Source organism: Bacillus tequilensis (genome assembly GCF_012225885.1).
Taxonomy (GTDB): Bacteria; Bacillota; Bacilli; order Bacillales; family Bacillaceae; genus Bacillus; species Bacillus tequilensis.
The window spans coordinates 3,645,182-3,661,699 of record NZ_CP048852.1; the positions used below are offsets into that span (position 1 = coordinate 3,645,182).

Sequence of the window (16,518 nt, forward strand, 5' to 3'; positions counted from 1 at the left end):
ATAGTTCGACTATGAAAGTCAAGATCGTTTGAAGATGAATTCTTTGACTATTTGATTTCCTCTTCGTCCTCATCATAGTCTTCTTCATCTTCTTCATCTTCATCGATAATATCTTCTTCGATTTCAAGACCATCGTCGTCTTCATCAAGATCTTCTTCATCGTCAAAATTGCCGGCGTCAAGATCGAGTTCTTCCTCAACTTCATCTAAATCAATGTCGTCTTCGTCAATTTCTTCAAACTCGTCAAGATCAAGATCTTCCTCGACTGCTTTCTTCGCTTTTTTCTTTTTCGCCTTGACTGTAGGCTGAGTTTCTTCATCAAGCTGATCATACGGATACCAGCTGCGAAGCCCCCACGTCTGGTCAGAAAGCGCCAGGAAGCGGCCGTCAATATTTAAATCGGTATAAAATTGAACGATGCGGTCTCCAAGCGATTCTTTTGTCACGCCAAGCAAAGACGCAATTTCATTTAAAAGCTCCTGAAATGGAACTGGTTTTTTATGTTCTTCAAATAATTCGTGAGCGATTTCAACTAAAGCCATTTCCTTTAGCTCTTCCTGTGAATATTGTTTGATACCCAAGGTCGGACACTCCCTTTCTATTACTTATATGTATCTGTTTTATCAATAATGAAAGCGATTTTGTATCGTTCTTATACAAACCATACCTCTCATTATAAACAAAATAAAACAGAATATGCTACCCTTAACAGCGTTAATTTAAATAATTTTACAAGAGTGATCCGACTGATAGATGTTTTGCATCAATCCGCGAGCATTCTGGAGATGACAAGTCTTTGAATTTCTTGGGTGCCTTCATAGATTTGCGTGATTTTTGCATCACGCATATACCGTTCAACCGGATAGTCTTTTGTATAGCCGTAGCCGCCGAAGATCTGCACGGCTTCGGTCGTCACCTTCATCGCCGTATCTCCCGCCAGCAGTTTGGACATGGCGGAGGCTTTTCCATATGGAAGGCCTGATAATTCAAGCCACGCCGCCTGATAGGTCAATAGCCTAGAAGCTTCTATCATTGTAGCCATATCCGCGAGTTTAAATGCGATGCCCTGCTGCTTGGCGATTGATTTTCCGAATTGTTTTCTCTCTTTTGCGTATTGAAGCGCGGCATCAAGCGCCCCTTGAGCGATGCCAACGGCTTGAGCAGCAATGCCATTTCTGCCGCCATCAAGTGTCTTCATCGCGATTTTGAAACCGTCTCCCTCTTCTCCGAGACGGTTTGCTGCGGGCACAACACAATCTTCGAACATGATTTCCGTAGTTGGAGACGAACGGATGCCCAGCTTCTTTTCTTTCTTGCCTGTCAAAAATCCTTCGAAATCCTTTTCTACTATAAAAGCGGAAATCCCTTTTTTCTTTTTCTCGGGATCGGTAACTGCAAAAACAATGTAAATATCCGCGATCCCGCCGTTTGTGATAAACACCTTTGCCCCATTTAACACATAGTCATCGCCGATTCGTTCAGCGGTTGTTTTCATGCCGCCGGCGTCAGAACCGGACCCTGCTTCTGTCAAAGCGAAAGCGCCGATTTTCTCTCCGAGGGCCAGCTTTGTTAAATACTCTGTCTTCTGTTCTTCCGTCCCGTAGGCAAACAGCGGCCAGCTGCAAAGAGAGATATGGGCGGAAAGCGTCACACCGGTGGAGGCGCACACTTTTGACAGCTCCTCCACCGCGATGACGTAGGCCAGATAGTCACTTCCGATTCCTCCGTATTCTTCAGGCCACGGAATTCCAGTCAGCCCCAGATTCGCCATTTCCCGAAAAAGCTCGCGGTCGAAGCGTTCTTGCTCGTCGCGTTCTGCCGCTGTCGGGCCCACCTCATGTTTGGCAAAGTCCCGTACCAATTTCCGTATCATTTCGTGTTCTTCTGATAATGAGAAATTCATGACTTCTCCTCCATTTTCATATCAGCACCTAAGACGGATTGAGACAGAAGCTCAGCGACGTCATATGTTTTAACCTGGTCTTCGGCTTCCTTCGCCTTTGTGCCGTCCCCAAGCATCGTGAGACAGTACGGACAGCCTGAGCTGATCACTGATGGGCTGACTGCGAGCGCTTGCTCTGTTCTGGCGACGTTAATCCTATTGCCCGTTTCTTCCTCCATCCACATTAATCCCCCGCCGGCGCCGCAGCACATGCCGGTTTCCCGGTTTCTCTCCATCTCAATCAGCTGCACGCCCGGAATGGCTCTCAATATCTCCCTCGGCGGATCATAGACCTCGTTGTACCGGCCCAAATAGCACGAATCATGGAAGGTAATCGTCTCATGAAGCGGGTGCTGCGGTTTTAATTTCCCGTTCTTCACCAGCTCTGCCAGCACCTCTGTATGGTGATAAACCTCGCCTTCGAAGCCGAAATCTGGATATTCATTTTTAAATAAATTGTATGCATGAGGATCGATGGTAACGATTTTTTCAACATCATTTTTTTCAAATTCGGAAATATTCTTCTCAGCCAGCTCTTGGAATAAAAATTCATTTCCGAGGCGGCGCGGCGTGTCTCCTGAATTTTTTTCTTTATTGCCGAGGATCGCGAAGGACACACCCGCGTGGTTGAGCAGCCTGGCGAAAGAAATCGCGATTTTCTGGCTTCTGTTGTCGTAAGACCCCATGGAACCGACCCAGAAAAGGTACTCAAACTCTTTTCCTTCTTTTTTCATTTCTTTTACAGTCGGAATCTCGGCATCCGGTGCGGCGTCACGCCAATTTTCACGTTCCTTGCGGTTAAGGCCCCACGGATTTCCCTGCCGTTCAATGCTGGTCATAGCGCGCTGTGCGTCACTGTCCATTTTTCCTTCTGTCAGTACAAGGTAGCGGCGGAGGTCAATGATTTTATCGACATGCTCGTTCATCACGGGGCATTGATCCTCACAGTTCCGGCAGGTGGTGCACGCCCAAATTTCTTCCTCTGTGATGACGTCGCCGATCAAGCTTGGGTTGTAATCCAGCGCGGCGGCGGCTTCCCGGGACCCGCTTCCCGCTGACGCTGCCGCCAGCTGATTGCCTCTCGTATGCCGGAACGCTGCCGCGGGCACCCATGGCGAGCGCGAAGTGACGGCGGCGCCTTTTTCCGTCAAATGGTCTCTTAGACGCACTATTAAGTCCATCGGCGACAGCATTTTTCCGGTGCCTGTTGCTGGGCACATATTGGTGCAGCGGCCGCACTCGACACACGCGTACAGATCAAGCAGCTGAGACTGCCTGAAATCTTCAATTTTACCTGCTCCGTAGCTTTCTTTCGTTTCGTCGGTAAAATCGATTTTTTCAAGCTTTCCGGCAGATTCCATTCTATTGAAGAAGACATTGGCAGGACCGGCGATTAAGTGCGCGTGCTTTGATTGAGGCACGTACACTAAAAAGCTTAGCAAAAACAGAAGATGCACCCACCATGCGATATAGAAAATCACCGCCGCACCCGTTTTCCCGACACCGCCTAGTAAAAACGCGATGCCCGATGCGATCGGCTCACTCCAAGAAAGTCCATGCTCATGCCAGATCAGATTCATCCCGTTCCCAAGCAGAACAGTCAGCATTAATCCTCCGATAAAAATGAGAACGAGCCCTGCTTTAAAACCGCGTTTCAGCCTGACAAGCTTTTCGATATACCGTCTGTAGAATGCCCAGCCTACAGCGATTAAAATAAGAAATGTTACAATTTCCTGAAAAAAGGTGAAAGCGGGATAGACGGGTCCAAGCGGCAGATTCCTGTCAGGAGCCAGTCCTTTGATGATAAAGTCGATGGCTCCGAATTGAACCAATATAAATCCGTAGAAAAATATGACGTGAATGATTCCGCTTTTCTTGTCCTTAAGCAGTTTTTTCTGCCCGAATACATTCACCCATATGGCGTGAAGCCGTTCCTTGAACCGTTGATCAAACTCTTCCTTCTGGCCGAGTCTAATGTAGGCCAGTCTCGTTTTGACCAAGTAGACAAACAAATAGACAGCGTAAGCGGTTACAATCAGAAATAACAATGCATTTGCGATGAGAAAGCCGCTCATTCCAATTCCCCCTTTTTACTGATAAAGACCGCAATCCCCCTACTCTCGAATCCGTATAAGATTATCTTTATGATAAATAATGAATGAGTGTTCAGTCAATAATTAAATTCCTGTTGTTCGGGCACACTACCTTTACTACGGAAAGGAGTGCCGGGATGAAGGTATTGTTTGTGATAATAATCATTGTGGTTATTCTTTTTGCTTTGATTTTGCTTGATATCTTCATGGGCCGCGCAGGATACAAAAAGAATGCGTACGAGCCTGTTTTTTCAAAAAAGAAGAGTGACATCGAATTGATCCACTGCGGCACCGACCTCGTTGAACGGATGATGAAAGATATCAGCCAGGCCGCCTCTTCTGTCCACATGATGTTTTTTATTATGAAAAACGATGAGGTCAGCCACAAGATGTATACCCTGCTGAAGACAAAAGCCGAGGCTGGCGTTTCCGTTTATTTGCTTCTAGATTGGGCGGGCTGCCGGACAATTAAAAAAACTGCGCTCAAGACGATGAAAAATGCCGGCGTTCATGTTCATGTGATGAACCAGCCTCGTTTTCCTTATTTCTTTTTTCACATGCAAAAACGAAATCACCGAAAAATAGCTGTGATAGATGGAAAAATCGGTTATATCGGCGGGTTTAACATCGCTGAGGAATACCTTGGAAAGAAGGCGAAATTCGGAAATTGGGAGGACTATCACTTACGTATGAAGGGAGAAGGCGTGCACGATCTTCAAACGCTATTTGCTTCCGATCTCAAGAGAAATACCGGAATCGCACTAGGTTCGGATGTTTTTCCAAAGCTTCCGCAAGGGAATACCTCTCATAAGATTTATGCGACCGACGGCTATTCACTTGAAAAAAAGTATTTGGCCAATATCGCGCTGGCCAAGAATCGCCTTACCATTTGCACGCCTTATTATATTCCGTCAAAACCGCTTCAAGAAGCTCTGCTTAATGCGAGAAAAAACGGCGTATCCGTGAGAATCATTGTACCGATGAAATCAGACCATCCGCTGGTACGAGAAGCAGCTTTTACGTATTATTCGGAGCTCTTGGATGCCGGCTGTCTGATTTATCGCTACTATCAAGGGTTTTATCATGTAAAAGCCGTCATCATAGACGACCATCTCAGCATCATCGGAACAGCCAACTTCGATAAGCGAAGCCTGTTTTTAAATGAAGAGGTCAATGTCGAAATTGATGATGAGGCTTTTACACGTGAAGTCTATGCCACGATTGAGGAAGATATCAAAAAGTCGGAGCTGCTGACAAAGACGGCTTTCAGCAAACGCACATTCAGACAGCGCCCGGCGGAATGGCTTGGCAGAGCATTATCTTATTTTTTATAAAGGAGAGTACCTATGATTTTCAGATTCGGGTTCGTTTCAAATGCGATGAGCCTTTGGGATGCGTCCCCCGCTAAAACATTAACATTTGCGCGTTATTCAAAGCTATCAAAGGATGAAAGAAAAGAAGCCCTGCTGACTGTGACAAAAGCCAATTTGCGCAATACGATGAGAACCCTTCACTATATTATCGGCCACGGCATTCCTTTGTACCGTTTTTCCAGTTCGATTGTGCCGCTGGCCACGCATCCCGATGTGATGTGGGATTTTGTGACGCCGTTTCAAAAGGAGTTTCGGGAGATCGGAGAGCTTGTGAAAACACATCACCTGAGAACAAGCTTTCATCCCAACCAATTCACTCTGTTTACGAGCCCGAAGGAAAACGTCACAAAAAATGCGGTAACCGATATGGCGTATCACTATCGCATGCTTGAAGCCATGGGCATTGCTGACCGCTCGGTTATCAACATTCATATTGGCGGCGCTTACGGAGATAAAGATACCGCCACTGCACAATTTCATCAAAATATGAAGAAGCTGCCACAGGAGATCAAACAGCGGATGACGCTGGAAAACGATGATAAAACATATACGACCGAGGAAACGCTTCAAGTTTGTGAGCGAGAGGATGTACCGTTTGTCTTTGATTTTCATCATTTTTATGCCAATCCAGATGACGACGCAGACCTAAATGAAGCACTGCCCCGGATGATCAAAACGTGGGAGCGGATCGGCCTGCAGCCGAAGGTTCACCTGTCTTCTCCAAAATCGGAGCAAGCCCTGCGCAGCCATGCCGATTATGTTGACGCGAACTTTTTGCTGCCGCTGCTGGAACGCTTCAGGCAATGGGGAACAAATATTGATTTCATGATTGAAGCAAAGCAAAAAGACAAGGCGCTTCTGCGACTGATGGATGAATTAGGCTCCATACGCGGTGTCAAACGCATTGGCGGCGGCACACTGCAATGGAAATCATAAATGTGCAAAATTAGGTTTACGGCTCGCCCGCTCTGGGAACATAGCCTATATAAGACAACAACCGATGGAGGAGAAAGATCATGAAAAACATCAAGTCTCTGAAAGTAGCCGCACAGGCCTTTACTTTAAGAAATTTGATTCATCTTTATAAAATGTGCCATTCCGGAAGCCATGAGGTTTACATCTATTCAAAGAAAACGATGTGCAAAATCAAAAACTTAATTGAGCTTGAAACGTTCCGAATGGCTCACAATGAAAAGGAATATTTGATTGTCGTAGAAGGCACAAAAGCGCCGCAGCTGATTGAAAAATTCCAAACGATCATTGAGCCCGCTGAAAAAGAAGCGCTTTAAACTTACATATAAAGCTGAAAGGATAGACATCTCGTCTATCCTTTCAGATTGTTGACAAAATCCTAAAACGGTTTAGTTTTAGGATTTTGTCATCTTTTCAGCGTGATTGAAAACCCTTGAAGTCTAGGAAAGGCGAGCATTGGAGCGGAGCGAATGTCCTAATTCGTGAGGACCAACGCACAGGCTTGACAACGAATGCAAGGGTTTGCCGACACGCTGAAAGGATAGACATCTCGTCTATCCTTTTTCTTATGGTTTTACATAATGGAGCTGAACCGCTGTCCGAATGAATTCATCCCTTTTTATTTCAGCTTTGTTTCAATGACCACAACAAAATGGGAACATGAACGCCAAAGCTGACGAATGATTATGTACATCAGCAAAGTCGCCCATCATAATCCCTTTCTTACAGAACACCTGAAAACAGACGGGCAAAGGATTCTTTTGTCCGATCAACCATTCCCCTTTTATAAAAGCCGACAGGGCTGAGTTTTTCACTGTCCAGCATATCTTCTTCGAATTGGGCTTCAAGAGTGCGGATCGCTTCGGCATCCGTGAAGAACACGTTCACTTCGAAGTTGAGCTGGAAGCTGCGCATGTCCATATTCGCGGTGCCGACAGAGGCGAGGTCTCCGTCAACGATCATGACTTTTTGATGCATAAAGCCTTTTTGATAAGAATACACCTCAATCCCCTCAAGAAGCAGCTCTGGAAAATACGATCTAGACGCGTATTGCGTCAAAAAGCTGTCGTTCTTTTCCGGCACCATGACCCTTACCTCCACGCCTTTTGTCGCCGCTGCTTTCAGCGCCGTGCGAATGGACTCATTCGGGACAAAATAGGGCGTGGCGATCCATATTGATTTCTGCGCTGAAGAAATCATTTCATAATAAAGGTCGCTCATGCTTTCTTTCATGTCAGGACCTGTCGCGACAACTTGGTAAATGCCCTCTCCCTCCACGGGAACCGGAGCATTGTACACCTTTTGATCAATTAACACTTCATTGGAGACGTATTCCCAATCCAGCATAAAGATGGCGTGAAGCGTTTGCACAATTTCTCCTTCCAGCCGCAGGTGCGTGTCTCTCCAAAACCCGATGTACGGATCTCTGCTGATATATTCCTTCCCGACGTTTAATCCGCCCACAAAACCGATTTTCCCATCGATGATCACGATTTTCCGGTGATTTCTGAAATTAAGCTTCTGGTTGAAAAAACCATATTTCAGCGGAGAAAACGGAACGATGTCCACTCCCGCTTGTTTCATTTGCATGATATCTCTTCCAGCCAGCTTGATGCTCCCTGCGGCATCATATAAAAACCGCACTTCGATACCCTGGCGCGCTTTCTCCATCATAATGTCCATCATTCCGCGGCCGAGCATGTCTGATTTAAACATGTAGTATTCAATATGTATATAAGATTCCGCTTCTCTCATTGCCTTGAAGATATCCGGAAAGGTTTCTTCACCGTTTTTCAGCACTTTGATATTGCTTTTCGTATTGATGTTCATGTGGGCTGCCCTGCTGGAATATGTAAAAAACCTTTCTTGATTGTCCTTCAGGCCTGTCACTTTCGGCGTTTCCTCCATTTGAAACAGCTTCCTGAGCTTTTCCCTGTTGTACATTCGTTTTGTCTTAAACAGCTTTCCCTTCACATAAAGCTGTCCGGAAAACAGGTAAAACATGTAGCCGGCGATCGGAAAAAAGACAAGAATGTGAATCCATAACAGCGTGTGCTGCGAGGTGCGGTTTTCAAGAATTAACGAATAGATGCTGAACAAAATAATGCTTACATAGCAAAGCAATCCTCCGTAAAACTCAAGCCTGGAAACCGGAAAAAACCATATGACATATGCCCCGATGAGCATGATATATAAAAAGAAAAATTCCAGTCTCCTTTTCAGCATCCTGATTCTCTCCAATCTGATTCGATTACCTCCGTATACCTCTTTTTTCTAATCTGTAAACCTTCTACATAAAAAGCCTCTCCGCAAAACACGGAAAGGCTTATGATGAGGCTTCATGAGATTGGCTGTTTGCGATGTTCTGAAGCAAAGCCGGCTTGAGGGAGTAGCTGCCTTTGATTTTATTTTTGAAGAAGCCGACGATCAGGCCTGTGACCGCAATCGACACTAAGGAGAAGATCCCTCTCAGCAATCCGACGGAGAAAATGCCCGCCAGCACTACCCCAAAATCGAAGAGAAAATTAACCGCGCCCGGATTCCATCCGCAGCGCTTTTGCAGAAATAAAGCGAGGATATTGGCGCCGCCGAGCGATGCTTGATGATAAAACATGAGCGACAGGCCGAACCCGATCAGCGCGCCGCCGCAAATCGACCCGGCAAGCGGTGAAAAAGAGACAGACGGCAGCCAGTGATCCGCGCTTGTAAACAAAGTCAGCGCTGTGACTGCAAAAACGGTGGATAGGGTGAATTTGATGCCCATTCTGACGAAAGAAAACACATAAAACGGGATATTGATCAGAAAGAAGATAATGGCAAACGGGGAATGAAACAAATATGTCAGGCTTAGTGACAGTCCAGCCGTGCCGCCGGTTAACACATGAGAATGTCTGAGCGTCAGAATCCCGGCGCTTGTCATCAGGCAAGCTGTTAAAATGAGTAAAATCCGCTTCATTTTTCACGCTCCTTTTGTTGATGTTATTTCCACATCAAACATAACAGGAATCGCGGCCGCCCAGCCATTTCATTGGCAGAAAATATCTCACGTTTATAAAAAAATCCCCCTCTTGCAAGGGGGATTTTCACGAGCGTTTCCGATACACGACATAGCTGCGGATCAAATACTTGAGCGGCAGGCTGAATACGTGAACCAATCTTGTAAACGGCCAAAGGATAAAAACGACGTATCCGATCATGATATGAAACTTAAACCATAGCGGGACACTATCCATCAAAGAAGCGTCAGGCCGGAACAAAACAATTTCCCTGAACCACGGCCCCACCGTTGCCCTGTAATCAAATCCTTTCGAATCAATGTTGAGAAACGTGGCCGCAACACCTGACAGCATCATGAACAGAAGCAGGATGAGCGTAAGGATATCCGATGGCGAGCTGGTTTTGCGGACTCTTTTGTCAAACAGCCTTCTGTACGTCAGGATCACTAGTCCGGTACATGCCGCAATCCCCGCCGGCAGGCCAGCACCGATCGCCATTTTGTGATACGTATGCTCTGAAATGCCAAGTGCAGTATACACGCCTTCCGGGATCAGAATTCCCATGACATGTCCGCCGACAACGAACAGCAGTCCCCAATGAAAAAGTGTGCTGCCCGCCGCAAGTTTTTTCTTTTCTAACAGCTCGCTTGATTTCGCCGTCCAGCCAAACTGATCATGCTGATAGCGGTAAATATGCCCGCCGATAAAGATCGTCAATACAATGTACGGCATAATCCCCCACAGGATCCGCTCGCTCATGCCTGAACAGCCCCTTCTTCAATGTATTCACGGACACCGATGCTTTCCAGCGCGGCCTGCAGCACGTGCAGCAGCTCAGCATAGAGGCTGTCATTTTTTTCGAGGCGGGATGCCAGCTCCCTCACATTGGACAAATATTTCTCAAACACGCTTCTCACTGCTTCAATTTCTGCGACCGCGGCGAATTCCAGCATAAGCGGCAGATAATCAGGCAGCTCTTTCTCTGTCGGCAGGAAACCGGATTGCTGGTAGGTGTTTTTTAAATGCAGCAGTTCAATTCCGCGCTCCCTTTGCTCGCCTGAGTTAAAGTACGTGACGTACATATTCGTTTTTTTCCCGAAGTCGAACGTGTAGACATAGTGTTCAATCAGCGCTTCTTGAGAAAACCTGGCTGACACCTCGAAAAAGTGCAGCAGTTTCTCACGGATTTGCTGATTGCCGATTTCATGGATAAGAGCCTTCCAATCGGGAAGCTCGGCTCTCCACTCTCCATCCGGATAAGACAGGAGACAGGAAAGAGCGGAGAATGTGATTTGCCGGTCTGTGGTGTTCATCTTGTTCCACCTCATTTTCAAAAGTTAGAAACAAGAGCCGGGGCCGCCTGAAAATGACAAACCGCAGCTTCCTTGTTCAGCGTATAAATCAGACACTTCTTCTCGATGGCTGCTCGGGATCACAAAGCGGTCATCATATTTGGCGATCGCAAGCAGCCGATACATGTCTTCAATTTGCTTTTCTGTTAAGCCGACACTGGAGATCAGGGCCGGGTCGATGGATTTATTCGTCTGGACTGCTCTCATATACTGGCGCATGACAGACATTTTCTTTAACGTGGACCGAATATGATCCGTATCACCAGCTGTTAATAGCTGCGCCAAATAGTCAATCGGAATTCTCATTTGGTCGATAGCCGGGAAAATATTTTCCGCCGTTTGCTGGCTGCCTTTTCCTTCAAAGAGATTCATAATCGGGCTCAGCGGCGGAATGTACCAAACCATCGGCAGGGTGCGGTACTCAGGATGAAGCGGCAGTGCAATCTTCCAGTCGATGATCATTTTATAGATTGGCGATTGCTGCGCGGCCTCTATCCATTCAGCCGGGATGCCTTGTTCTTTTGCCAGTTTGGCAACCTCAGGATCATTCGGATCAAGAAAAACGTCTAATTGGGAATGGTAGAGATCCTTTTCATTTTCAACAGATGCCGCTTCCTCCACTTTGTCCGCGTCATACAGCATGACACCAAGATAGCGGATTCTCCCTACACACGTCTCGGAGCAGATGGTCGGCAGCCCCGCCTCCAAGCGCGGAAAACAGAGTGTGCATTTTTCCGCTTTGTTCGTCTGCCAGTTAAAATAGACTTTTTTATAAGGGCAGGAAGAGACGCAATACCTCCATGAACGGCACGCGTTTTGATCCACAAGCACAATGCCGTCCTCCTCGCGTTTGTACATAGCGCCGGACGGGCAGGAGGAAACGCACGCCGGATTGATGCAGTGCTCACAAATACGCGGCAGATACATCATAAAAACTTCATCGAATTCTGTTTTGATCGATTCCTCCATCTTTTGCACGTTTGGATCTTCAAGCCCTGTAATGTGGCCGCCAGCGAGATCATCCTCCCAGTTCGGGCCCCATTCGATATTCATAAAATCACCCGTCAAGGACGATTTCGGCCGTGCCACTGGCTGGTGCTTTTTCTGCGGACTGTTTGTTAATGTTTCATAATCATAGTTCCAAGGTTCATAGTAATCATCAATCGTCGGCTGGTTCGGGTTATAGAAAAGGCCTGCGAGCCGGTTTGTTTTCGAGCCCGATTTCAGTTCAAGCTTCCCTTTTTTCAATGTCCAGCCGCCTTTATATTTGTCCTGGTCCTCCCATTGCTTCGGGTAGCCGATGCCCGGCTTTGTTTCCACATTATTAAAATACATATATTCCGCACCGGAACGGTTTGTCCACGTGTTTTTGCAGGTGACGCTGCACGTGTGGCAGCCGATGCATTTATCCAAGTTCATGACCATACCGATTTGCGCTTTAATCTTCAAGCCAATCGACCTCCTTCAGCTTGCGGATGACGACATTCAGGTCGCGCTGGTTCCCTGTTGGACCGTAATAGTTAAAGCCGTAGCTGAGCTGGGCATAGCCCCCGATCATCTGTGTCGGCTTGACGTGAATCCTTGTCGGGCTGTTATGGGTGCCTCCGCGGTTATTTGTCAGTTTTGTGCCGGGCACATTGATGTGACGGTCCTGGGCATGGTGCATAAACGCCATTCCTTTAGGAATCCGGTGAGACAAAACCGCCCTCGCGACGACAACGCCGTTTCGGTTGAAGCATTCAATCCAATCGTTGTCTTTGATATCCGTATCCGCGGCGTCATCTTTATTCATCCACACGGTCGGCCCGCCGCGGAACAGCGTCAGCATCGGCAGGGAATCAAAATACATGCTGTGGACGGACCATTTATTATGCGGCGTCAAATAATTAAGAACGATTTCTTTGCCCTCTTGATCGGGCCGTTTGCTTAGGAACGGACGATGCTGGAGGATCGGTTTAAATGTCGCCATCGTTTCACCGAATTCCATCATCAGTTCATGATCGACATAATAAGATTGTCTGCCCGTCAGTGTCCGCCACGGAATTAATTTTTCTACATTCGTCGTAAACGGAGAGTACCTGCGCCCTCCTTTTTCTGAGCCGGTAAAGGCCGGAGAGGTGATGACCGTTTTCGGCTGGGCTGTAATTTGTTCGAACGTAAAGCATTCTTCCTCCCGTTCTTCCGCCAGGTCTTTCAGCTCCAGATTTGTGATGTTTTCAAGTGATTCCCAGGCTTTCACGGCGACTTTCCCATTTGAGGTAGACGATAGGGTTAAAATCGCTTCCGCCGCCTGCTTCGCTTCACTTATATCCGGACATCCCTTTGCGACGCTGTCCGAGGTGATTTCTCCAAGTCTCTTTTTGAGTGATTCATATTCTTCGGCTATCGACCAGCTCATCCCTTTTGTGCCGCTCGGTTTTAAACCGGTGTAAGGTCCGAGCGCGGTCATTTTATGAAAAATATGCTTGTAATCCCGTTCAACGACTTGGATGTTCGGCATCGTTTTTCCCGGAATGGCTTCACATTCGCCTTTGCTCCAGTCATTGATTTTGCCGAACGGCTGGGCCAGCTCCTGCATCGTGTCGTGGAGGAGCGGCGTAGCGACCACTTCTTTCACCGGCTCCATCTCGACTTCTTCCGCCAGATCGGAAACGGCTTTTGACAGTGCCTTGAAAATATCCCAGTCTGACTTCGATTCCCACGGAGCCGAGATCGCCGGAGCAAAAGGATGAATGAACGGATGCATATCCGTGCTGCTGAGATCGTGTTTTTCATACCATGTCGCCGCCGGCAGCACGATATCGGAATACAGCGCCGTACCAGCCATTCGAAAATCAAGATTGATTAATAAGTCGAGCTTGCCTTCGGGTGCCTGCTCCCTCCATTTGATTTCTTCAGGGCGGATGCTGTCGCTGTCGTCATTCATCAAACCGTTCGTCGTTCCCAGCAGATGCTTGAGAAAATATTCATGCCCTTTTCCTGAGCTGGAGATCAGATTCGCCCGCCATACGAAGAGATTTCTCGGGAAATTGGCTTCATTGTCTGGATCTTCAATCGCAAATTTCAGCTTTTTCTCTTGAAGCTGTGAGGCTACATACGCCCCAACGTCTTCAGGTGTCTCCGCCCCCGCTTTTTCAGCCTCTTTGTATAGGTCAATGCCGTTTTTATCAAAAGTCGGGTAGGACGGCAGCCATCCTAATCGGGCCGCCAGCACATTGTAATCGGCGTGATGCTTGTAGCGGGATGAAGAAGCGATCGGTGAAGCCAAGTCACTGATCGGCTGGTCTTCGTAACGCCACTGGTCTGTCGCAAAGTAGAAAAACGAGGTTCCGTTTTGCAGCTTGGGCACACCCTCCCAGTCCTTTGCATTTGCGATCGTTTGCCACCCTTCAGCGGGACGGAGCTTTTCCTGACCGACATAATGAGCCCAGCCTCCGCCGTTTACGCCTTGGGCGCCTACCAATAAAACAAGATTTAACACCGCGCGGTAGATTGTGTCGGAATTGAACCAGTGGTTAATCCCCGCTCCTACGATAATCATGGACCGGCCGTCTGTATCGATCGCATTTTGAGCAAACTCTCTCGCAATCTTAATGACGGCCTCTTTTTTGATTCCCGTCATCTGTTCCTGCCAGCCAGGTGTAAACGGCTCAGGATCATCATAAGAGACAGCTGATTGCTGACCGATGCCCCGGTTCACCCCGTAGTTGGCCAATATCAAGTCAAACACGGTCGTGACACACACCTCTTCGCCGTTCAGGTCCAGTTTTTTAATAGGAAGGTCCCGCTCCAGCACTTTGTTTCCGTCATTTGAAAAATACGGAATGCGCACTGCACTGATTTCATCCTCTATTCCAAGTACAGAGAGACGGGGTTCAATCGGTTCCCCGGTGTCTTCATCGATCATATGCAGGTTCCATTTTTGCTGCCCGTCCCAGCGGGAGCCCATTGTTCCTTGCGGTATAGCAAATTCGTTTGTCTGTTCATTCCAGACCGCAGGCTTCCATTGATCATGCTTTGTCTGCCGCCCGATATCCTTCGCATGCAGAAACCGCCCCGCTGTGTATACGCCATTTTCTTTTGACAGGGTGACGAGGGATGGAAAATCCGTGTATTGCTTCGCGTATTCCATGAAACGTTCCGTCTCTTGATTCACGTAAAATTCCTGCAAAATGACGTGACCCATGGCCATCGCAAGCGCACCGTCAGTCCCTTGGCGGATACTGAGCCAGTCATCCGCGAATTTAGAGGATTCCGCAAAATCGGGACTGATTGAAATCACCTTGGCGCCTTTATAGCGGGCCTCCGCCAAAAAGTGCGCGTCAGGCGTTCTCGTTAACGGAACGTTGGAACCCCATGTGATGATATAGCCTGAATTGTACCAATCACTGCTTTCCGGAACGTCCGTCTGGTCACCCCAAATTTGCGGGGACGCTGGCGGAAGATCCGCATACCAGTCATAAAAACTGAGCATAGGGCCGCCGATTAACGACATAAATCGAGAGCCTGACGCGTGGCTGATCATGGACATAGCTGGAATCGGAGAAAAGCCGACATTCCGGTCAGGTCCGTATTTCATGACTGTATACAGCAGAGAGGCTGAAATCAGCTTCAGCACCTCCGGCCATTCAGCACGCACAAAACCGCCTTTCCCTCTTGCCTGTTTATAGGACTTCGCTTTTTCAGGGTTTTCAACGATTGATTTCCAAGCATCAAGCGGATTTTGATGCGCCTGCAATGCTTCCCGCCACAAATTGATCAGTACACTCCGTACGTATGGGTATTTCACACGGAGCGGGCTGTAGATATACCATGAAAAACTGGCCCCCCGCGGACAGCCTCTCGGTTCGAAATCAGGCATATCCGGGCCTGTTGATGGATAATTCAAGTTTTGACCTTCCCACGTGACAATTCCGTTTTTTACATAAATATTCCAGCTGCAAGACCCCGTGCAGTTGACGCCGTGGGTGGAGCGAACGACTTTGTCGTGCTGCCATCTGTTTCTGTATACATTCTCCCAATCGCGATCTTCGCGGGTGGTTTGGCTATGTTTATTTGAATGGTGTTCGATAGGAGAGAAATAATTCAATCTCCTAAACAACGGACTCATTTTCTTTTTCTTCATGAAAGTTCACTCCTTCCGAGTCAGGTGATGCTAAGTTCACTATAAACAGAGACAGTGTATTTTCTTGTGAACTATGTCACACACTCTGCTTTTTTCACAAAATATTCACATAAGGGAGAAGGAAGGACTTTTACAGGATGAGAAGGCTGCGTTCATTTAACGATCAAAAAACCCGGCTCTATTTAAGAACCGGACTCGGCATTTTCATCTTGTGATGTATGCAAATACCGCAAAAATAATTGATAGGAACAAAAGACGTTTTGCTGAAGCATAGCCAAAAAATTCATTTGCAGCTGGGGATGATAAGACATCATTTTTTTAAATATGCAATAAGGGATATTAAGAATTAGAATGTCTGAAGTGGCATTGACTTTGATAAAAGGCGATAAATACAGCCCGCCTTTTTCATCTATCGGAAACACATCGCCTTTTTCCCACAGCGCAACGGTTTTCGAGCCTTCAGGGAGCCTGCTGTCCATAAAACGCACACTGCCTTTTAATACAATATAAACGGATTGAGAATAAAGAAAGGATGGAGACTGATCAGATGAGCCGCGGATAAACGTTCCGTTTTTCAGCAAGGTTTCCACAATCGATAGAGGCACTTCTTTAAACATAGGAAGTTGTTTCAGAAATAATAAATAGTCACACCGTTTCATAGGAAA

13 protein-coding genes are annotated in these 16,518 nt (G+C 47.1%); 3 read left to right on the forward strand and 10 right to left on the reverse strand.

Translation table 11 applies throughout. The features are described 5' to 3' along the window. Positions 1-47: 47 nt before the first annotated feature. The 3 genes from rpoE to G4P54_RS19220 all read right to left on the reverse strand — a co-directional run bounded on the left by rpoE (position 48) and on the right by G4P54_RS19220 (position 4,017). Positions 48-581, reverse strand: a complete 534-nt coding sequence (gene rpoE, locus G4P54_RS19210; RefSeq protein WP_167873548.1) for a DNA-directed RNA polymerase subunit delta — start codon at positions 579-581, stop codon at positions 48-50. A 182-nt stretch (positions 582-763) separates the two neighbouring features. Beyond that, on the reverse strand, positions 764-1,903 hold the full coding sequence (gene acdA, locus G4P54_RS19215) for an acyl-CoA dehydrogenase AcdA (RefSeq protein WP_167873549.1): 1,140 nt from the start codon (positions 1,901-1,903) through the stop codon (positions 764-766). After that, positions 1,900-4,017: a heterodisulfide reductase-related iron-sulfur binding cluster gene (locus G4P54_RS19220; RefSeq protein WP_167873550.1), complete on the reverse strand. Its 2,118-nt coding sequence runs from the start codon at positions 4,015-4,017 to the stop codon at positions 1,900-1,902. The genes acdA and G4P54_RS19220 overlap by 4 nt, the downstream gene beginning before the upstream one ends. A gap of 155 nt (positions 4,018-4,172) precedes the next feature. Between G4P54_RS19220 and cls (G4P54_RS19225) the strand changes: the two genes are divergently transcribed. From cls (G4P54_RS19225) to G4P54_RS19235, 3 genes are all read left to right on the forward strand, one after another. Then, positions 4,173-5,369 (forward strand): cardiolipin synthase, encoded by a 1,197-nt coding sequence (gene cls / locus G4P54_RS19225; protein WP_167873551.1) that lies wholly within the window; start codon positions 4,173-4,175, stop codon positions 5,367-5,369. Between the two features lie 12 nt (positions 5,370-5,381). After that, positions 5,382-6,344, forward strand: a complete 963-nt coding sequence (uvsE, locus tag G4P54_RS19230; RefSeq protein WP_024713835.1) for a UV DNA damage repair endonuclease UvsE — start codon at positions 5,382-5,384, stop codon at positions 6,342-6,344. Between the two features lie 80 nt (positions 6,345-6,424). After that, positions 6,425-6,697 (forward strand): hypothetical protein, encoded by a 273-nt coding sequence (locus G4P54_RS19235; RefSeq protein WP_024713836.1) that lies wholly within the window; start codon positions 6,425-6,427, stop codon positions 6,695-6,697. Positions 6,698-7,103: 406 nt separating this feature from the next. Here the strand turns inward: G4P54_RS19235 and cls (G4P54_RS19240) are convergent, their stop codons facing one another. From cls (G4P54_RS19240) to arfM, 7 genes are all read right to left on the reverse strand, one after another. Then, positions 7,104-8,606: a cardiolipin synthase gene (gene cls, locus G4P54_RS19240; RefSeq protein ID WP_167873552.1), complete on the reverse strand. Its 1,503-nt coding sequence runs from the start codon at positions 8,604-8,606 to the stop codon at positions 7,104-7,106. Between the two features lie 100 nt (positions 8,607-8,706). Then, complete coding sequence (locus G4P54_RS19245; protein ID WP_167873553.1) at positions 8,707-9,336, reverse strand: YitT family protein; 630 nt, start codon at positions 9,334-9,336, stop codon at positions 8,707-8,709. Positions 9,337-9,463: 127 nt separating this feature from the next. Further along, positions 9,464-10,135, reverse strand: coding sequence for a respiratory nitrate reductase subunit gamma (gene narI, locus G4P54_RS19250; protein WP_167873554.1), 672 nt, complete (start codon positions 10,133-10,135; stop codon positions 9,464-9,466). Next, positions 10,132-10,689: a nitrate reductase molybdenum cofactor assembly chaperone gene (gene narJ / locus G4P54_RS19255; RefSeq protein WP_167873555.1), complete on the reverse strand. Its 558-nt coding sequence runs from the start codon at positions 10,687-10,689 to the stop codon at positions 10,132-10,134. Before narJ ends, narI begins: the two co-directional genes overlap by 4 nt. A 24-nt stretch (positions 10,690-10,713) precedes the next feature. Next, entirely contained in the window at positions 10,714-12,177 is a 1,464-nt protein-coding gene (narH, locus tag G4P54_RS19260; RefSeq protein ID WP_167873556.1) for a nitrate reductase subunit beta, read from the reverse strand. Next, positions 12,167-15,853 carry a nitrate reductase subunit alpha gene (locus G4P54_RS19265; RefSeq protein ID WP_167873557.1) on the reverse strand — a complete coding sequence of 1,229 codons (3,687 nt, stop codon included), beginning with the start codon at positions 15,851-15,853 and terminating at the stop codon, positions 12,167-12,169. Before G4P54_RS19265 ends, narH begins: the two co-directional genes overlap by 11 nt. 182 nt (positions 15,854-16,035) lie before the next feature. After that, positions 16,036-16,512 (reverse strand): Crp/Fnr family transcriptional regulator ArfM, encoded by a 477-nt coding sequence (gene arfM / locus G4P54_RS19270; RefSeq protein WP_167873558.1) that lies wholly within the window; start codon positions 16,510-16,512, stop codon positions 16,036-16,038. Between the last annotated feature and the right edge of the window lie 6 nt (positions 16,513-16,518).

What these genes read in the sequence shown, in the direction of transcription:
- acdA (WP_167873549.1), bottom strand. Translation starts at nt 1,903, where the DNA reads ATGAATTTCTCATTATCAGAAGAACACGAAATGATACGGAAATTGGTA.
- narI (WP_167873554.1), bottom strand. Translation starts at nt 10,135, where the DNA reads ATGAGCGAGCGGATCCTGTGGGGGATTATGCCGTACATTGTATTGACG.
- G4P54_RS19245 (WP_167873553.1), bottom strand. Translation starts at nt 9,336, where the DNA reads ATGAAGCGGATTTTACTCATTTTAACAGCTTGCCTGATGACAAGCGCC.
- narJ (WP_167873555.1), bottom strand. Translation starts at nt 10,689, where the DNA reads ATGAACACCACAGACCGGCAAATCACATTCTCCGCTCTTTCCTGTCTC.
- arfM (WP_167873558.1), bottom strand. Translation starts at nt 16,512, where the DNA reads ATGAAACGGTGTGACTATTTATTATTTCTGAAACAACTTCCTATGTTT.
- uvsE (WP_024713835.1), top strand. Translation starts at nt 5,382, where the DNA reads ATGATTTTCAGATTCGGGTTCGTTTCAAATGCGATGAGCCTTTGGGAT.
- G4P54_RS19265 (WP_167873557.1), bottom strand. Translation starts at nt 15,853, where the DNA reads ATGAAGAAAAAGAAAATGAGTCCGTTGTTTAGGAGATTGAATTATTTC.
- cls (WP_167873551.1), top strand. Translation starts at nt 4,173, where the DNA reads ATGAAGGTATTGTTTGTGATAATAATCATTGTGGTTATTCTTTTTGCT.
- G4P54_RS19220 (WP_167873550.1), bottom strand. Translation starts at nt 4,017, where the DNA reads ATGAGCGGCTTTCTCATCGCAAATGCATTGTTATTTCTGATTGTAACC.
- cls (WP_167873552.1), bottom strand. Translation starts at nt 8,606, where the DNA reads ATGCTGAAAAGGAGACTGGAATTTTTCTTTTTATATATCATGCTCATC.
- G4P54_RS19235 (WP_024713836.1), top strand. Translation starts at nt 6,425, where the DNA reads ATGAAAAACATCAAGTCTCTGAAAGTAGCCGCACAGGCCTTTACTTTA.